The following is a 15,831-nucleotide window of genomic DNA, read 5'->3' as shown; positions in this document are numbered from 1 at the left end:
ACGGCACGCGGGGAGCGGTATGACACTTTTCGGCCGGCGGCACGCCGTCGAGCTGGTCCGACAGGTTATGGCCAGTCCACAGGACAGACCGCCGCCACCGGTGCTGGTCTTCGAGGGCGGCCGGGGCGTCGGAAAGTCGGCGCTGCTCGACGCGGTGGCCACGCTGCTCGACGGGCGCGTGCCGTTCGCCCACATCGACCTGCGTACGCCGGGCCGGCCGGGCACTCCCGAGGTGCTGTTCGCGCTCGCCTTCCATCTGGGCCGGCCCTGCCCGCTCTACGGCACGCTGCGCTTCCCGCGACTGGCGGTGGGCAAATTGATCATGGATGATGCCGGCCTGGACCTGCACGACCGGGACGCCGCTCGGCGGCGGATCAACGAACTACTGCGTGCCCACCGGGGCATCGACCAACTAGTCGCCACCATCCGCGATGGCGCCGGCAACCTCCCGGCCGTCCTGCCATCTCCGGTACAGGCCCCGCTCAGCCTCGCCGGCCGGATCCTGGCCGCCACCATCGGCGGGCTGGCCCACTGGACCTGGAGCAGCCGGTTCGTGCTGGGTCAGGCACAGAAGTGGTACGGCACGCGGGGCAGCACCCACCGCTCCCCGGTCGAGATACTGATCGAGCTGAACCAGTGGCACCGCCATCCCGAGCGGGGCAACAACGCGCGGCAGCGCGACGACCTGCTGTGGGCGGCGTTCCACGCCGACCTCGCCGCCGGCCTCGGGCGACGACGCCGCCGGTCGTGGATGCCGCGCTGCGTGGTGCTGCTCGACAACGCCGACACGCGACTCGGCCGCACCGTACTCACCGACCTGGTCCGGCGGCGGTCCGACGGCGAGCACGACCCGCTGGCCGTGGTGGTCACCGCCCGGCAGCCCTTCCTCGACCACCTGTCCGGCGGCGAGCAGCGCCACCTCGGCCCCGACGAGGCGCTGCGGCTACCCGACAATCGCCCGTGGCCCCGATGGATGCGCTACCGGCTGACCAGACTGACCGACGAGGACATCGCCCGCAAGGTCAGCGCCGAGCACGTCCGCCTCGACCACCGGATCCCACTGCTGATCCAACAGTTCGCGCAGGGTAATCCACTCGCCGTCAGCCTGCTGTTGGAGACTGCGGACAAGGTGGCGAAATGGCCGGAGGGTGGTGGTGAGCTGGCCGTACTCCTGCACTGGCGGGAAACTCCTCCACCGGAGGACGCCAGTCGGAAGGAGCCCACCATCGCCGAGCGGCTCTGCCGACGGTTACTCGGGATAGGCGACAACGACACCTTCCCGGACGAGACCGTCGAGACGGTGACCACCTGCGCGGCGGCACGGACCGGCCAGGAGGCGGGGGCTCTGGCGGTGGGCAGCGGCCTGCTCACTCCCGAGCAGTACACCGGCGAGCTGATCGCCCTCTTCAACGATCTCTGGCCGGCCGACCACGACGCTCCCCCGCCACCGCTGCGCCGCCTCCTGCTGCGCCGGCTCGCCGACCGGCCCGCCGACGCGCAGGACGGCTGGGTGGCGGTACACGAACGACTCCGCCAGGAGAGTGCGGAACGCGGCGACCGGGTCGGCGAGCTGTACCACCTGCTGGCCCTCGGCGAACTGGGTCAGGTCGCGGCGTACTTCACCGAACGCGCCGGGCTCGCCCCGACGCACGAGTGGCTGACCACCATGCGCCGGGTGGTCACCGCCCCGAGGAACCTGGCCCAGGCCGGACCACCCGCCGATGAGGCGCGCCGGCTGGCCCGGCTCACCGGAGCCGATCCGGAGAGCCGGCTCGGCCGGATGACGCGGCTCGTCGCCGGGCTGTGGGTGCTGGCCGACCCGTTCAGCGGCCGGGATCGGGCCAGCCTGCACGACGAGATCAAGCGCGAGTACCGGGCGATCGCCCTTCAGCTCCACGACGACCAGTCCCGGCTGGTCGCCGCGGCCGACGCACACCGGGTCTTGGCGGAACGATGGCAGTGAACAGCACAGTTCCGGTGGCCGACGTCCCTCTGGACTATCTCGCCCCGCAGGTGCCCCGGCTGCGGACGGTACTGCGCCGCGTCGCCGCGGTGGTCACCGTACTCGCGGTGATCGGCGTCGGGACGGTGGCGGTACACCGGATCGTCGTCTCCTGCGCGGGCGTGCGCTCCGGGCTGATTCGGGTGGACGGCGAGTGCGTCGGGACACTGACGGATGTCGACCGGCATTTCTTCAGCGACGACCTGCGATCGGTGCAGGCCGCCATCGCCCGGGAGAACGCCTGGGTGCACGAGCAGTGGCAGGCCGATCCGGAGCGCAACCGGTACGTCCGGGTGGCGCTGCTGTCCCCGATGACCGCGACCGCAAAGAGCTTCATGAGCGCTGAGCAGATCCGGCACTCGGTGCAGGGTGCGTACGTGGCCCAGCGGCGGGCCAACCATACGCCGGACTTCGCCGACCCGCGCCCGCTGGTCCAACTCGTGCTCGCCAACCCCGGCAGCCGGCAGACGCAGTGGCGCCGGGTCGTCGAGGCGCTGGAGCGGACGACCGACGACCGGCATCCGTTGGTCGCCGTGATCGGCATGGGGACCAGCATCACCGCCACCCGGGATACGGCCCACTACCTGTCCGCCTCCGACGCCGACCTGCCGATGGTCGCCGGGGTCGCCACCAGCGACGAGTTTCGCGACATCCCCGGCTTCGTACGGACCTCGCCGAGTAACACGGACTACGTCCGGGCGCTCGGCGCGTACCTGGCCGAAAACCCGGAGCTGCGTACCGGCATGCTGGTCTACGACGACTCCGAACCGGACCTGTACGTGCGGGACCTCCGAGCGGTGTACGAACGGCTGCTCGGTCGGTATCTGACCGTGCCCGCCAAGGCGTACTTCGGCGCGGCCGACCCGGAGAATCGCACCCAACTCTTCTCCACCATCCAGACCAGCGTCTGCAACACGCCGCGCCCCGACCTGATCCTCTACGCCGGCCGGGCGCTGGACCTGGACGACTTCGTCCACTCGCTCGCCGTCCGGAGCTGCCGCGACCCGATCTCCATCCTGGTCGGCGCGACCGGCCTGGGCCCGTTCGCGGACCTCACGCCCATCCTGCAACAGGGGCAGATCACCATCATCAACGCGGCGGGGGTGGATCCCGCCTGGTTCGCCACGGAGAGCCCTCCGTCCGGCACCGCGCCCGACGGCCTGATGCCGTTCCTGACCGCGTTTCGCGCCGAGGAGTTCGGCGAGCCGGGCGCGCTCGACGACGGGTACGGGCCGACCCACCACGACGCCATGGCCACCGCCGTGATGGCCATTCGCGCCGTCACGCCCGGCCTGCCGCCCGACGAGATCCCCCGGGCAGGCAACGTACGCGGCCAGTTGATGAACCTGAACAACAGCAGCTATGTGCCCGGTGCTGGCGGACGGCTCACCTTCACCACCACCCGGATGGCGGACCCGATCGGCAGGTGGATCCCGGTGATCAGCATCCCACCATCGGCCGCCCCACCCGCCCACCGCCCCTACGTCACGTCCGGCTGAGGACAGTGGCGAACTGGCTCCTGTGGCCGATGTCGGCCGTCAGCCCGTCTCGGCCAGCGCCGGCTTGGTGGCTTCGAAGAGGGCGACGCAGCCGCGTACGGTGAGCTGGATGTCGGTGAACCGCTGGTCGAGTTGCCAGCGCAGCCCGGCCAGGTCGTCGTCGGCGTTGTGGAAGATTCCCCGCGCGTTGTAGACCTTCATCAGCCGCCGGGCCGGGACGTTGACCGGCACTCCCGAGGAGAGGATCGTGCTGCCGAATACCCGCCCGCCGGGGCGGAGCGCCGCCGCCGCGTTGTCGAAGACGGCGGCCTTGTCGGACCAGGAACCGGGCAGGCAGTGCAGCAGGAAGTTCGCCCCGACCGAGTCGTAGTGGCCGGTCCGGAGCGTGTCGTCATCGAAGGGAAGCGGCTGGAGCACGTCCGCCTGCACCACGGCTGGCTGATAACGGGCCACCCGGGTCGCGCTGACCCGCAGCACGGTCGGGTTCAGGTCGACCAGGGTCAGTTCCGGCGTCACGGTCGGGAAGCCGCACCGGTCCAGGAAGTACGCCGTGCCGGTGCCGAACTCGACGTGCCGGCCCCCGATGTTGCGCTGGTAGTTGTCCAGCATGTGCCGCTTGGCGCAGCGCCAGACGAGGCTGCAGGAGAAGCCGAGCACGAACCCGTCGTAGCCGGCGAGCACCAACCGGTTGTAGACGGCCTGGCCGGCGATGACCTCCTCGGGTGGTGGTGACACGGTAGCGTTTCCTCCCACATATTCCCTGGTTACTGCCTCGCATCCCCAGCTAACCGGCTCGCGGATGGCCTGGCCAGCCTCAAGATGCGGTTGTTCACCCACTGCCGAACCGGATTCGCGGGCGTCGTACCTGGTCGTGATGCACCTTCGTTCCCCGAGATGTCGATCTGTCGTCCGCCGTCGTCGTGCTGACCGGGCGATGGCCGCCGGGAAGTCTACGGTGGCACAACGCCCTGCCCCCGCGCCGCCGGGCACGGCCACGCGGCGCCACAGGCCCGGCACAGCCAGCTCGGCCGTTGCGGCAGATGCGCCCGTCCCAGCCGCCCGCCCACTTCCCGACAGGTACGCCGGCTGGCCGGTGGCAATACCTTGTCTGCGAGACTGTCGAGCTGCCCCGTTTGTGCATCCGCCCGACGACCGGGCTCCATCATCGCTGAGCGCCCCGTAGAAACACCTCGTAGGCATTTGGGAGTTGAGGTCGAGAACGTCCCCCTGGTTTGTGCACCCAGCTCTAAAGGCTCTGCGGCGGACCACCTCTTTCTCGGGCCGGCGGAGGTCGTCAACGCTCATCCGACCGCGCATCCGGACTCGGGTCGTGGGCAGGCCCGGATTCGACCGCGCATCCGGACTCGGGTCGTGGGGCGGGTCCGGTCATCGCTCGGCGCCCCGGGGCCGGCGGTCGCCGCCGGACGGCTCGACCTCGGCGGGCGCTCGACGGCCGGCGTGTCGATCACCGTTCACACCCTTCCGACCATTCCAGTCGCGGAGGTGTCCCCGGTTCGTCGGCCGTACCCGCCCACGCACCGACGGCCTCGGCGAGGGCGGCATCGGCATCGGTGGCGGCGACGCCGGAGCCGGCGGCGGAAGTGTGCCGAGGCAACCCCACCGGTGCCCGCACCGGCAGTACCGCCAGAGCCGTCGCCAGTCCCGGCGGTGAATTCTCGGCGTACGTCGAAACCAGCTCACACCCGGCCACCTCCTCGATATCTGGAAGCGGGGGCCGCCTCGGGTGGGGAAGGGAAACCGACGGCCCCCGCGCGGTCCCGCCCGTCCTTTCCGATGCCATGGCTCCGAGCGGTTCCGCTAGTGACACTCTGCTGTGGATGGCACTACGCTGAGGAGCTTCTCGATCGGTACGACCCGTGCGTATCCGGGTTTATCCCGCCTGTACGCCCTTCGTCATGGAGGAGTCATATGGAACGGTCTCCGATGCTCGAACACTTCGCCGAGGAACTGCGGCTCGCCCGGTCTGCCGCCAACATGTCGCAAACGGCGCTGGCCGAGGCGATCAATTACTCGCAGCCGATGGTCGCCAAGGTGGAGAGCTGCGAACGTCGACCGAGCCTCGACTTCGCCCGGCGCTGCGACACGGTCTTCACCACCGACGGCCGCTTCGTACGCATCCAGAAGCGGATCAGCCGAGAAATCGTCGTCCAGTACTTCCGGGAATGGGCCGGCGTCGAGCAGGAAGCGAAAGCGCTGCGCTCGTTTCAGCCGGCCTACGTCCCAGGTTTGTTGCAGACCGAGGCATATGCCCGCGCGGTTCTCTCCGGGCCAGGGCTGCTCTCCACCGAGGAGGTCGAAGAGCAGGTGACCGCCCGACTGGACCGGCAGGAGATCCTGTCGCGAGCCAAGCCGCCGCTGCTCACCTTCGTGCTCGACGAGTACGTGTTGCGGCGCCCGATCGGGGATCAGGCGGTGATGCGCGAGCAGTTGCTGCACCTGGTCAAGACAGGCACGAACGTGCCGCAGGTGAAGATCCACGTCGTGCCGGCCTCGGCCGGTTCCTACGCCGGGCTGGACGGCTCGTTCGTGCTGGCGACTCCCCCGATGGGTGAACCAGTCGTCTACTTCGAGGGACACCGGCACGGTCAGATGGACGACCGGTCGGACTACGTGAACTATATGATCGATGTCTGGGAAACCGTCCGGAGCGTGGCACTGCCGCACCAGCAGTCGCTCGACCTGATCGCGGAGGTGGCGGAGACATGGACCTGACCGGAGCCCGGTGGCGCAAGAGCACCCGGAGCAACAGCACCGGCGGCGACTGTGTGGAGGTCGCCGACAACCTGGCTGGCGTCGTCGCGGTGCGGGACAGCAAGGACCCGAGTGGTCCGGTGCTGAGTTTCGGGCCGGACGCCTGGCGGATCTTCGTCAGCGACCTGCCCGGGCGGTAGATCGCGTGCTGTGCCGTACCCAGACGTTGCTTTTCCGTCGGTCGGACCGGAGCCAACAGCACGTCGTGGCCCTGCCGCGCGGCCGCCTGTCGCAGCGCGGTCACCATGCGGTGGGACAGACCACGGCCGAAGTAGTCGACGTCGATCGTGATCTCCAGCGCGCTGGCGACGGTCGGCACGTTCCCCCGGCGCCGGTCGTTGAACGCCCACACCAGCACCACGTCCCAGCCCTGCGCCGGCATTCCTCCCGGTCCTTCAACACGGCGTTGAACGGGACGGCGAACCCCCGCGACGACCCGGTCGCCACGACGCAGTACTCCGGGAACTCGCCGGGTACCCGCAGGTGCAGCGCGCTCGCCAGCAGGTCCTCGCTGGCGAAGACCGGCCAGGTGTCGGTGATCTCGTAGATCCGGGCCGTCAACCCGGGCCGCTCGGCGAGCGTGGTGATCTGGATGGCGTCGAGGTCTGTCACGACCGCGCATACTGCCATGACCAGGTAATTCGAGCCACGCATTTGCCGATCCGGGTACTCATCGAGCACTGTCGGTAGGCTGGCCGGGTGAGTCAGCCGCCTGCCGAATTCCCGCCGCCCGGTCCCGTCCCGCCGCCCGGTCCCGTCCCGCCCGCGTCGCCGTACCAGACGGGAGCGCAGCCGGCGCGGAGCCGCCGCCCGCTGGTGATCGGCCTGGTGGCCGCGGCCGTGGCGATCGTGCTCTGCCTTGGCATCGGCTGCGCCGGCCTGGTGGTCTACTACGTACAGCTCGGCAACGACGGCAGATCGGACGCCAGCACCGAGAGCACGGAAACTCCGCCGAGCGCGGGGTCGCGCAACGCGTCGGCGCGGTGTGCGGGCAGTATCACCCCGGCGCACGCCCAGACAAAAGTGGTCGGGCTGCCCGACTTCGACGGGGCGCCGCAGACCGGTACCGCCACGATGCGGCTGAGCACCAACCTCGGGCAGATCGCGATCACCATGGACCGGGCCCGCACCCCGTGCACGGTGGCGAGCTTCCAGCATCTCGCCGAGCGGAAGTTCTTCGACGGAAGCCGCTGCCACCGGCTCGTCACCGAGGGGATCTTCGTGCTCCAGTGTGGCGACCCGAGCGGCACCGGAATGGGCGGGCCGGACTACCGGTTCGCCGACGAGAACCTGACCGGCGCGCAGTACGGCCGGGGCGTGGTGGCGATGGCGAACACCGGGGAGCCGGGCACCAACGGCAGCCAGTTCTTCATCATCTTCCAGGACAGTACGAGCGGGCTCCAGCCGCTCTACACCCCGTTCGGCACGGTCAGCACCGGGCTCGACGTGGTGGACCGGGTGGCAGCCGGCGGCCACGACAACTCCATCGCGGCCGGCGGCGGGACGCCGAAGGTCGGGATCACCATCCAGACCTTCTCGGTGGACTGACGCACAGCAGCCCGCCCCCGCTGCCCGGAGAGCGGGGGCGGGCTGCTGTGTTACGGACGTACCGCCCCGGTCACGCTCGGCCGGCGGGGTGACGCGTCCGTCCCCCGTCAGTCTGGCGCTCCGCAGACCGCCGCTGCTGGTCGGCGGTCCGGTGGCACCCGACCGTCGGTCGAGCGCAACGTGCCGGTGCCGTCATCTGGTCGACTTCACCACGGGTCCTGGCCACGTCCGTGACCACTGGTTGATCCGGTCGACATGCGCCGTCGCCTCATCGTCATCTCTCAACTTCCTGTGATCCGGTCGGGTTCGCGCCGCACACCCTTGTGCCCCCGACCGGCCATCCGTCCCCGAGACTGCCCCAGCGACCTAGCGCATTGCCTGTAAGAACCTTGAATCCGCTGGTCAGCGCCGGTTCAGCGGTACCCAGTCTTCAGCCGTTCGGCGGCGGCACCACGAAGCCCGATCAGCAGGAAGACTTTTCGGCGCTAGGTGGCGCCACCGGTCAGCGGTGCCAGTGCGGCCCGGATCGTCACCCGGCCATTCTGCCTCGGGACGGCTCGGCTGATCCGGGGCGGCTCGGCTCGGCCAGCTCAGCGGTGTTCCTGGACGTACGCCTTCGGGTCCTTGTCCTGGAAGGTCAGGTCCCGCCCGCCGGGGTGCTCGCCGTAGAAGGTGAGCCAGCGGGCGCCGAGTTCGGCACGCAGTTCGAGGCTGGAGTTACGCCGGAAGTCGGCCAGCGCGCCGTCCTCCTCCTCGGCCAGGTGCTCACTGTTCTCCCGGCGGGCCTGCCGGACCGCCGCCCACCACCCGTCGGTGCCGGGTACGTGCCGCTTCGACTCGGCGATCGCGTCCCGGATCTTGTTGTGGTCCCCGATCGCGTCGTCGGTCTCCTCCCCGGCACCGGGATCGCCGTGCCGGACCAGGTACGGGTAGAGGATCGCCTCCTCCGCCTCGGCGTGGATGTCGAGGTGCAGTGCCAGCGGCTCCCAGACCGCCCGGAGTGCCGCCTCGCCCCGGGCGTCGTCGAGCCGGGCGAATCCCCGGCGGAACGCCGCATGGTCGTCCAGGATCAGCGCGGTGACGTCCTCCATCGTGGTCTGACCTCCTCGATCGGATCAAGCACTCGCCGGATAGACACGGAAGTTCCATTTTTGCGGGGTACTAGCGAAAGTATCGCGATAAAGGACAGAATTCCCCGCATGGCTGTTGGAGAGTTCCAGACGCAGGTCGTCCGGCGTGCCCGGGGGATCAGCGCCGCCCTCAGCACACCGCCGTACGTGAAACCGGGGCACTTCTACTCGCCGGCCACCTCGCCGGCGGACCGGGCCACCGCGATCGGCTGGCGCGACCTGGCCCCGGTCGGCGTCGACCTGCGGGAGCCGGAGCAGCTCCGGCTGGCCGCCGAACTCGGTCCGCTGATGCGTGAACTCCCCAGCGACCGCTGGCACGACCACAACGGCATGTACGGCCGCGCCGACGCCGCCGTGCTGCACGCGATGCTCCGGCACCACCGGCCGGCCCGGCTGATCGAGGTCGGCTCCGGCTACTCCACCGCGGTCGCCCTCGACGTCGCCGACCGCTACCTGCCGGATCTGCGGATCACCTGCGTCGAACCGCATCCGGAGCGGCTGCGCTCCCGGCTGCGCCCCGGTGACCGGGTCGACCTGGTCCAGCACCGGGTCCAGGACGTCGACCGGTCCAGTTTCGCCCGGCTCGACTCCGGCGACATCCTGCTGATCGACTCGACGCACGTGGCAAAGGCCGGCTCGGACGTCGTCTGGCTGCTGTTGCACGTCCTGCCGACGCTGCGTCCCGGGGTGATCGTGCACATCCACGACATCCACTGGCCGTTCGAATATCCGGAGCGGTGGCTCCGGGAGGGCCGGGACTGGACCGAGGTCTACCTGCTCCGGGCGTTCCTCACCGACAACGCGGCGTGGCGGGTGCTGCTCTTCACCTCGTGGCTCTGGTCGTGCCACCCGGACTCGCTGCCGGCCGAACTCCGGGGACTGCCCACCGGCGCGTTCTGGATGCGTCGCGCCGACCAACCGCCCGGCACCGGCTGACCGGCCCGGTGGGTGCCACCCGTCGTGCCCCACTGCGGGCACCCCGGCTACCCGACGCTCCCCCGGCTACGCGCCGCTCACGCCCGGGCAACCGGACCCGGCTCACCAGGCCAGGTCGGCGTCCCGCTCCGGCGAGCCGACCGGCAGGATCGACCGGAGGCCGCGGGGCGGCTTCGCCCGCCGCTGCCACTCACGCGGATAGCCGAGCGACACCTCGTCGAAGCGGACCCCGTCGAACCAGTTGACCCGGGGGATGTGCAGGTGGCCGTAGACCACGGCGGCGGCCCGGTAACGCCGGTGCCAGTCGGCGGTGTGCACGGTGCCGCACCACTGCGCGAAGACCGGGTAGCGCAGGATGTCGGTGACCTCACGGACCAGCGGAAAGTGGTTGACCAGCACGGTCCGGGTGCCCTGTGCGAGTTCGGCCAGCCGGCGTTCGGTGAGCGCCAGCCGGGCCGCGCACCAGTCCTCCCGGCTCGGATAGGGATCGGGGTGCAGGAAGTACTCGTCGGTGCAGACGATCCCCGCCTCGTGCGCCAGCGCCAGCCCGGCCTCCTTGGTCTGCGCGCCCGCCGGCCGGAAGGTGTAGTCGTAGAGCAGGAAGAGCGGCACCACCGTGACCGGCCCACCCGCACCCGTCCACACCGGGTACGGATCCTCCGGGGTCAGTACGCCGATCCGCCGGCACATCTCGACCAGCAACTCGTACCGGGCGACCCCGCGCAACTGGACCGTGTCCTGGCGGGGCGTCCACAACTCGTGGTTGCCGGGCACCCACACCACGGTGGAGAAGCGCTCCTTCAGCAGCCGCAGCGCCCAGTAGATGTCCTCCACCCGGTCGGCGACGTCGCCGGCCACCAGCAGCCAGTCCTCGTCCGAGCCCGGAACGAAGCTCTCGACCAGTGTCCGGTTCTCGGGATAACCGACGTGCAGGTCGCTGACGGCCAGCAGGCTGCCGCCGGGACGCGAGGTGGTCACCGGGCGACCCTACCGGGCCCGCACGTCGGGCCGAACGGCCGTGCTCAGGGCTCGACCCAGCCGTGCGACCGGGCCAGCCCGACCAACTGCTGCCGGATCGCGCCGATCTGGGCACCGGTCAGCGACGGCACCTTCTCGATCAGCAGTTCGGTGACCTCGGCGCTGAACTCGGCTCCGGAGAGTACGTCGCACAGCTCGTCGTCGCCGGCCGCCCGGCTCGGACGCGGCTTGGCGGGCCGGTCGGTGATCCGGATCGTCGACGCCTTCAGCCCCCGCTCCCCCTGCTCGACCTCGTATTCCAGTCGCATCCCGGGTTGGATCAGGTGCTTGTCCTCACCGAAGTCGTTGGCGTGCACGAAGACGTCCTCACCACCGCTGTCGGGGGCGATGAACCCGTAGCCGCGTACCTCGTCGAACCTCAGCAGCTTTCCCGATGCCACCACAACCACCGCCACCCCTACCTCACCGACCACCAACACACCGGCCGCCCGGCCCGACACCACCGGCCGGACCGGCCGGACCGGCCGGACCGCCCCTGGCGACACAGTAGCGAGCGAACCGGCCCGCCAGCAGCCCCGCGCGGCGGGCACCGGCTACGACGCGATCGCCCGTGCCCACGGTACGACGAGCCGCTCGACCGCCACCACCAGGTAGAACAGCAGCGCGCCCATCAACGCCAACAGGGTCAGCGCGGCGAACGCGAGCGGGGTGTCGGCGGAGGCTCCGGAGTTGACGATGACCGCCCCGAGCCCCCGGTCGGGGTTGACCACCTCGCCGATGATCGCGCCGATGATCGCCAGGGAGATCGCCACCTTCAACCCGACGAAGATCTGAGGCAGCGCCCAGGAGAGTCGTACCTTGAGGAAGGTCTGCCACCACGAGGCGGAGAGCGAGTGCACCAGCTCGCGCAGGTCGTTCGGGGTCGAGGTCAGCCCGGCCATCGCGGAGACCACGATCGGGAAGAAGCAGACCAGGATCACCATGACGATCTTCGGTTCCGAGCCGAAGCCCATCCAGACCAGCAGCAGCGGCGCGAGCGCCACCTTCGGTACGGCGTTGACCGCCGCCATCAGCGGCATCGTCATCCGCTCGACCGTCCGGGACGCCGCCAGCAGCAGCGCGACCAGCAGCCCGGCGCTGGCGGCGATGCCGAACCCGATCACCGTCTCCAGCAGGGTCACCCAGGTCTCCGCGAGCAGATAGCCGGGCAGCCGGAGAAACGCGTCGACCACGTCCGGCGGCGCCGGCAGGAAGAACGACGAGATGTCGAAGAGGCGGGTGACCAGCCACCAGAGGCCGATCGCCAGCACGGCACCCAGTACCGGCAGTCCGACGTTGGTCCAGAGTCGGGCCAGGCGGGTGTTCGTCGGCGAACTGGTCATGACGGCCTCCGGGTGGGGTGACGCGGCGACGGAAGGGGGTTGGCCGGCGGCCCGGTCGGTGCGCCGCCGGGAACGGTGCGGGCGATACCGGGACGGCGGCCGATGCGACCGCCGTCCCGGCCCGGCTCCGTCACCGGCCGGCCTTGCAGGGCATCGGTACGGAACCCTCGGCCCTCAGGACTTCGGGACGAACCCGAAGTCGACGACCTTGTCCGGCGTCAGTCCGGCGGGGATGAGGCCGGCGCCCTGCATCACGGCAATGGTCCGCATCACCCGCTGCTCTTCCATGAAGCCGATCGGCGCGCCGCCGACCGGTGCCACGTAGGGCGTCATCGCCTTGATCTCGCCGATCCCGGACGGCACGGCGTAGCTCGGCTCCGCCTTGTTGAGGATCTGCGCCGCCTCCTCCGGGTGTTCGATCGAGTACTGCAAGCCCTTCAGCAGTGCGCCGGTGAACCGGCGGACCAGCTCGGGGTTCTTCTCGATCAGGGCGGGCGTGGTGATGACGGCGTTGCCGAACAGGTCCCGGAGGTAGTCGCTGTACGGCAGCACCACCACCTCCTTCTTGGAGACGTTCGCCAGGGCCGTACGGCTGAGCAGGAAGGTGCCGAGCGCGTCGACCTGCCGGGACGCCATCAGACCGTTCAACGCGGTGGCCTGTGCCCCCTGGATCTTCACCTTTGCCGTGTCGATGCCGGCCAGCCGGGCGTACGCCGGGAAGAGCAGTTCGGTGACCGACCCGGCGCCGGTCGCCATGGTCCTGCCCTCCAGGTCCTTCGGGGTGTTGATGTTGGTGTCCTTGGTGGTCATCACCGCAACCAGCGTCTGCTGGTGTACGGCGGCGATGGCCCGCCATTCGGTGAACTCGCCCTTGCCGGCCTGGATCACCGCACCGGTGAAGTCGAGGGCGGCGAACTGCACCTTGTTGGACTTCAACGCCGTCAGGTTGGGGACGTTGCCCGCACCCTTCTGGATGTCGACCTCGATGCCGGCCTCGGCGAAATAGCCCTTCTCCTTGGCCACCCAGACGAACGCGTCCCGGCCGACCGCTCCGAAGGCAGTGATGTACGCGACCTTGTCCGGGTCCTTCTTGGACGCTTCGGCCTCCGCACCGGAGTCGCCGCTGCACCCGCTCGTGACCGCCAGCGCCGCCGCCAGTAACACCGCGGCGAGCAGGCGAGAACGTCTGATCATGTGTGCCTCCCGCTTGTGGAATGGACCCGAGGGCGGGCAATCGACGCCTCCCGCGCGAACAGCACGCCGCGACCCCTCGGCGCGTATCCGGCCTGCCGGCCCTCGTTCGGTCGAGAATCGTAAATGAGCCTTGTCCGAAATGTCATCGACAAGATCCGGTCAAGATTCTGGCAAGCAGACGCATGATCGTTTCCCGTCGGAAGATATCAGCAGGTCACGACGATTGACATTCGGCATCGACAGCAGCAAACCTGTCCGCAATATTGTTGATAATTCAGGAGACAATGTTGCGTTCAGCCGCACTGAGCTGGGAGTTGGCGGGGTGCCGGCACCCGGTCGACCCGCCCGACACCGGTCGCGCCATGCCGGCGTACTGCCCGGTTGGCGGGCGCACTCCGGCTAAGGTCCGACGCGTGCATATCCCCGTCGACACAGTGGACTCCGCGGACCCGACATACCAGTCTCACCGTCCCGATCGATTCCGTCGCGGCTGCCACCGAAATCGCCCAAATGTTGACCGACGTTGGACGTTGGACAGATTTCCGCCCGGATCGACCGGGCACGGATCGCTCCGGTGACCGGATCATGACCGAATCCGCGCAGCAGCCACCATCAGCCGACCGAGCTCGTCCCCGGGGCGCCCGGCAGCACCGGGCGGTCGACCCACCGCAACCGTCGGCCGACCGGAACGACCCACCGGCCACTTCGGAGCGACCGGCGCCCGGCCGGCGGGGCCCGGCCCGGTCCGCCGAGGAGGCGTACGACCAGCTCCGGCAGGAGATCTACCGGGGCGAGCTGATGCCCAACGAGCGGCTGATCGAGATCGAGCTGGCGACCCGGCTACAGGTCAGCCGGGCGGTCGTCCGGACCGTACTGGTCCGACTCGGTCAGGACGGACTGGTCGTACTCACCCCGAACCGGGGCGCACACGTCCGGCTGGTCACCGAGGAGGAGGCGGTCGAAATCCTCCAGGTCCGGGCGGTACTGGAGGCGCTCACCGCGCGGCAGGCGGCACTGCACGCCACCGCCCGGGAGATCGCCGGGATCCGCCGGATACTCGACCGGATGGCCCGAAAACTCGACTCCGACGACCTGCTCGGCTATTCGGAGGGGAACGCCAAGCTGCACGCCGCGATCATCGCGGCGGCCCGGCACGAGACCGCGGCCCGGATGATCGCCGGGCTCCGGGCCCAGCTCGTCCGGTTCCAGTACCGCACCATCCTGGTGCCCGGCCGGCCGAACCGGTCCTTCGAGGAGCACACCGCGATCGTCGAGGCGATCGCGGCCCGGGACCCGGACGCCGCCGAGGCGGCGATGCGCCAGCACCTCGGGCACGTCGAGTCCACCCTGGCCAGGACCACGACCGCGATCCGTCGCCGGAGCGGCCGGCCCGATCCCACCCGTCCGGGCTGACCGGCGTACGGTCCGCCCACCCCGCCAAGGAGCGTCATGTCAGAACATCCCGTCCCGTCCGCCCGTGCCCGTGCCCTGGTGCGGGGGGCGTACGACACCCACGTGCACATCGCACCCGACGTGATGGAGCGGCGCATCGACGACCTCGACCTGGCCGGCCGGTTCGCCGAGGTCGGACTCGCCGGCTTCGTCCTCAAGTCCCACTACGTGCCGACCGCCGAACGCGCGGCCGTGGTACGCAAGGCGATACCAGGAGTGGACGTCCTCGGCGCACTCACCCTGAACGGCACGATCGGCGGGATGAACCCGGCCGCCGTCGAGATCGCCGGCCGGCAGGGCGCCCGAATCATCTGGATGCCCACCGTCGACTCCGGCAACCAACGCCGCAGCACCGCCACCGACCTACCCGGCGCCAAACCGGCAATGTGGGGAGCACTCCAGGCCGACCTGCACGCCCAGGGCATCGTCCCCGACATCGTCGAGGTACTCGACCCGCACGGACACGTACTCGAACGAGTCCGCCAGGTACTCCGGGTCATCGCCCGACACGACCTCGTCCTCGCCACCGGACACCTCAACGGCCCGGAAATCCTCGCCGTGGTCCACGCCGCCAGGCAGGAAGGGGTACGCCGGATCGTCGTCACCCACCCCGAGTTCACCTCACAACGCCTCTCCGCCGACCAGCAACGCGAACTCGCCGAAGCCGGCGCCCTGCTCGAACGCTGCTACACCACCGCGTACACCGGAAAGGTCTCCTGGGACAACCTGTTCGACAACATCCGAACCGTCGGCATCGCACACTCGATACTCTCCAGCGACCTCGGACAACCATTCAACCCACCGGTCGAGGACGGCCTCGCACTCTTCGCCGACCGCCTACTCGAAGCCGGCTTCACCGAGCAGGACATCCAGACGATGGCGGTGGAGAACTCCCGCCGGCTGGCGGTAACCGACGCGGACCGGGTGCCGGCATGACC

At 69.9% G+C, this 15,831-nt stretch carries 15 protein-coding genes; 8 read left to right on the top strand and 7 right to left on the bottom strand.

The genetic code is table 11. The features are described from left to right. Positions 1-19: 19 nt before the first annotated feature. The gene (locus tag R6Y94_RS38790) at positions 20-1,963 is read left to right on the top strand and encodes a hypothetical protein (RefSeq protein ID WP_318401744.1); all 1,944 of its coding nucleotides are present in this window, start codon (positions 20-22) and stop codon (positions 1,961-1,963) included. Between the two features lie 14 nt (positions 1,964-1,977). After that, a complete protein-coding gene (locus R6Y94_RS38785; RefSeq protein WP_318401742.1) occupies positions 1,978-3,501 on the top strand; it encodes an ABC transporter substrate-binding protein in 1,524 nt (507 codons plus the stop codon). A gap of 39 nt (positions 3,502-3,540) precedes the next feature. Here R6Y94_RS38785 and R6Y94_RS38780 read toward each other — a convergent pair whose 3' ends face one another. Then, the gene (locus R6Y94_RS38780; protein ID WP_318401740.1) at positions 3,541-4,236 is read right to left on the bottom strand and encodes a class I SAM-dependent methyltransferase; all 696 of its coding nucleotides are present in this window, start codon (positions 4,234-4,236) and stop codon (positions 3,541-3,543) included. A gap of 1,194 nt (positions 4,237-5,430) precedes the next feature. Here R6Y94_RS38780 and R6Y94_RS38775 point away from each other — a divergent pair. Then, positions 5,431-6,234, top strand: a complete 804-nt coding sequence (locus R6Y94_RS38775) for a helix-turn-helix transcriptional regulator (RefSeq protein ID WP_318401738.1) — start codon at positions 5,431-5,433, stop codon at positions 6,232-6,234. Beyond that, positions 6,225-6,413 carry a DUF397 domain-containing protein gene (locus tag R6Y94_RS38770; RefSeq protein WP_318401736.1) on the top strand — a complete coding sequence of 63 codons (189 nt, stop codon included), beginning with the start codon at positions 6,225-6,227 and terminating at the stop codon, positions 6,411-6,413. The genes R6Y94_RS38775 and R6Y94_RS38770 overlap by 10 nt, the downstream gene beginning before the upstream one ends. A 100-nt stretch (positions 6,414-6,513) precedes the next feature. On the opposite strand, the gene R6Y94_RS38765 is transcribed toward R6Y94_RS38770, so the two are convergent. Beyond that, positions 6,514-6,885, bottom strand: coding sequence for a hypothetical protein (locus tag R6Y94_RS38765; RefSeq protein ID WP_318401734.1), 372 nt, complete (start codon positions 6,883-6,885; stop codon positions 6,514-6,516). A gap of 87 nt (positions 6,886-6,972) precedes the next feature. Here R6Y94_RS38765 and R6Y94_RS38760 point away from each other — a divergent pair, with 87 nt between their 5' ends. After that, a complete protein-coding gene (locus R6Y94_RS38760) occupies positions 6,973-7,821 on the top strand; it encodes a peptidylprolyl isomerase (RefSeq protein ID WP_318401732.1) in 849 nt (282 codons plus the stop codon). A gap of 590 nt (positions 7,822-8,411) precedes the next feature. Here the strand turns inward: R6Y94_RS38760 and R6Y94_RS38755 are convergent. Then, positions 8,412-8,912 carry a hemerythrin domain-containing protein gene (locus tag R6Y94_RS38755; protein ID WP_318401730.1) on the bottom strand — a complete coding sequence of 167 codons (501 nt, stop codon included), beginning with the start codon at positions 8,910-8,912 and terminating at the stop codon, positions 8,412-8,414. A gap of 108 nt (positions 8,913-9,020) precedes the next feature. Between R6Y94_RS38755 and R6Y94_RS38750 the strand changes: the two genes are divergently transcribed. After that, positions 9,021-9,887: a class I SAM-dependent methyltransferase gene (locus tag R6Y94_RS38750; RefSeq protein ID WP_318401728.1), complete on the top strand. Its 867-nt coding sequence runs from the start codon at positions 9,021-9,023 to the stop codon at positions 9,885-9,887. A gap of 102 nt (positions 9,888-9,989) precedes the next feature. Here the strand turns inward: R6Y94_RS38750 and R6Y94_RS38745 are convergent, their stop codons facing one another. From R6Y94_RS38745 to R6Y94_RS38730, 4 genes are all read right to left on the bottom strand, one after another. Continuing rightward, positions 9,990-10,865 carry a metallophosphoesterase gene (locus R6Y94_RS38745; protein ID WP_318401727.1) on the bottom strand — a complete coding sequence of 292 codons (876 nt, stop codon included), beginning with the start codon at positions 10,863-10,865 and terminating at the stop codon, positions 9,990-9,992. Between the two features lie 44 nt (positions 10,866-10,909). Beyond that, positions 10,910-11,308 (bottom strand): cold shock domain-containing protein, encoded by a 399-nt coding sequence (locus R6Y94_RS38740; RefSeq protein ID WP_318401926.1) that lies wholly within the window; start codon positions 11,306-11,308, stop codon positions 10,910-10,912. Between the two features lie 150 nt (positions 11,309-11,458). Next, the gene (locus R6Y94_RS38735) at positions 11,459-12,247 is read right to left on the bottom strand and encodes an ABC transporter permease (protein WP_318401725.1); all 789 of its coding nucleotides are present in this window, start codon (positions 12,245-12,247) and stop codon (positions 11,459-11,461) included. 174 nt (positions 12,248-12,421) lie between these two features. Then, a complete protein-coding gene (locus R6Y94_RS38730; protein ID WP_318401723.1) occupies positions 12,422-13,441 on the bottom strand; it encodes an ABC transporter substrate-binding protein in 1,020 nt (339 codons plus the stop codon). Between the two features lie 585 nt (positions 13,442-14,026). Here R6Y94_RS38730 and R6Y94_RS38725 point away from each other — a divergent pair. Then, entirely contained in the window at positions 14,027-14,854 is an 828-nt protein-coding gene (locus tag R6Y94_RS38725; RefSeq protein ID WP_318401721.1) for a GntR family transcriptional regulator, read from the top strand. Between the two features lie 36 nt (positions 14,855-14,890). Continuing rightward, complete coding sequence (locus R6Y94_RS38720; protein WP_318401719.1) at positions 14,891-15,829, top strand: DUF6282 family protein; 939 nt, start codon at positions 14,891-14,893, stop codon at positions 15,827-15,829. Positions 15,830-15,831 lie beyond the last annotated feature (2 nt).

The sequence above is a fragment of the Plantactinospora sp. KLBMP9567 genome (assembly GCF_033446045.1).
In the GTDB taxonomy this organism is placed as follows: Bacteria; Actinomycetota; Actinomycetes; order Mycobacteriales; family Micromonosporaceae; genus Plantactinospora.
This window is presented reverse-complemented; position numbering and strand designations above follow the sequence as displayed.

Coding starts and splice junctions, on each gene's coding strand:
- R6Y94_RS38770 (WP_318401736.1), top strand. CDS start 6,225: ATGGACCTGACCGGAGCCCGGTGGCGCAAGAGCACCCGGAGCAACAGC.
- R6Y94_RS38720 (WP_318401719.1), top strand. CDS start 14,891: ATGTCAGAACATCCCGTCCCGTCCGCCCGTGCCCGTGCCCTGGTGCGG.
- R6Y94_RS38725 (WP_318401721.1), top strand. CDS start 14,027: ATGACCGAATCCGCGCAGCAGCCACCATCAGCCGACCGAGCTCGTCCC.
- R6Y94_RS38790 (WP_318401744.1), top strand. CDS start 20: ATGACACTTTTCGGCCGGCGGCACGCCGTCGAGCTGGTCCGACAGGTT.
- R6Y94_RS38775 (WP_318401738.1), top strand. CDS start 5,431: ATGGAACGGTCTCCGATGCTCGAACACTTCGCCGAGGAACTGCGGCTC.
- R6Y94_RS38750 (WP_318401728.1), top strand. CDS start 9,021: ATGGCTGTTGGAGAGTTCCAGACGCAGGTCGTCCGGCGTGCCCGGGGG.
- R6Y94_RS38730 (WP_318401723.1), bottom strand. CDS start 13,441: ATGATCAGACGTTCTCGCCTGCTCGCCGCGGTGTTACTGGCGGCGGCG.
- R6Y94_RS38755 (WP_318401730.1), bottom strand. CDS start 8,912: ATGGAGGACGTCACCGCGCTGATCCTGGACGACCATGCGGCGTTCCGC.
- R6Y94_RS38735 (WP_318401725.1), bottom strand. CDS start 12,247: ATGACCAGTTCGCCGACGAACACCCGCCTGGCCCGACTCTGGACCAAC.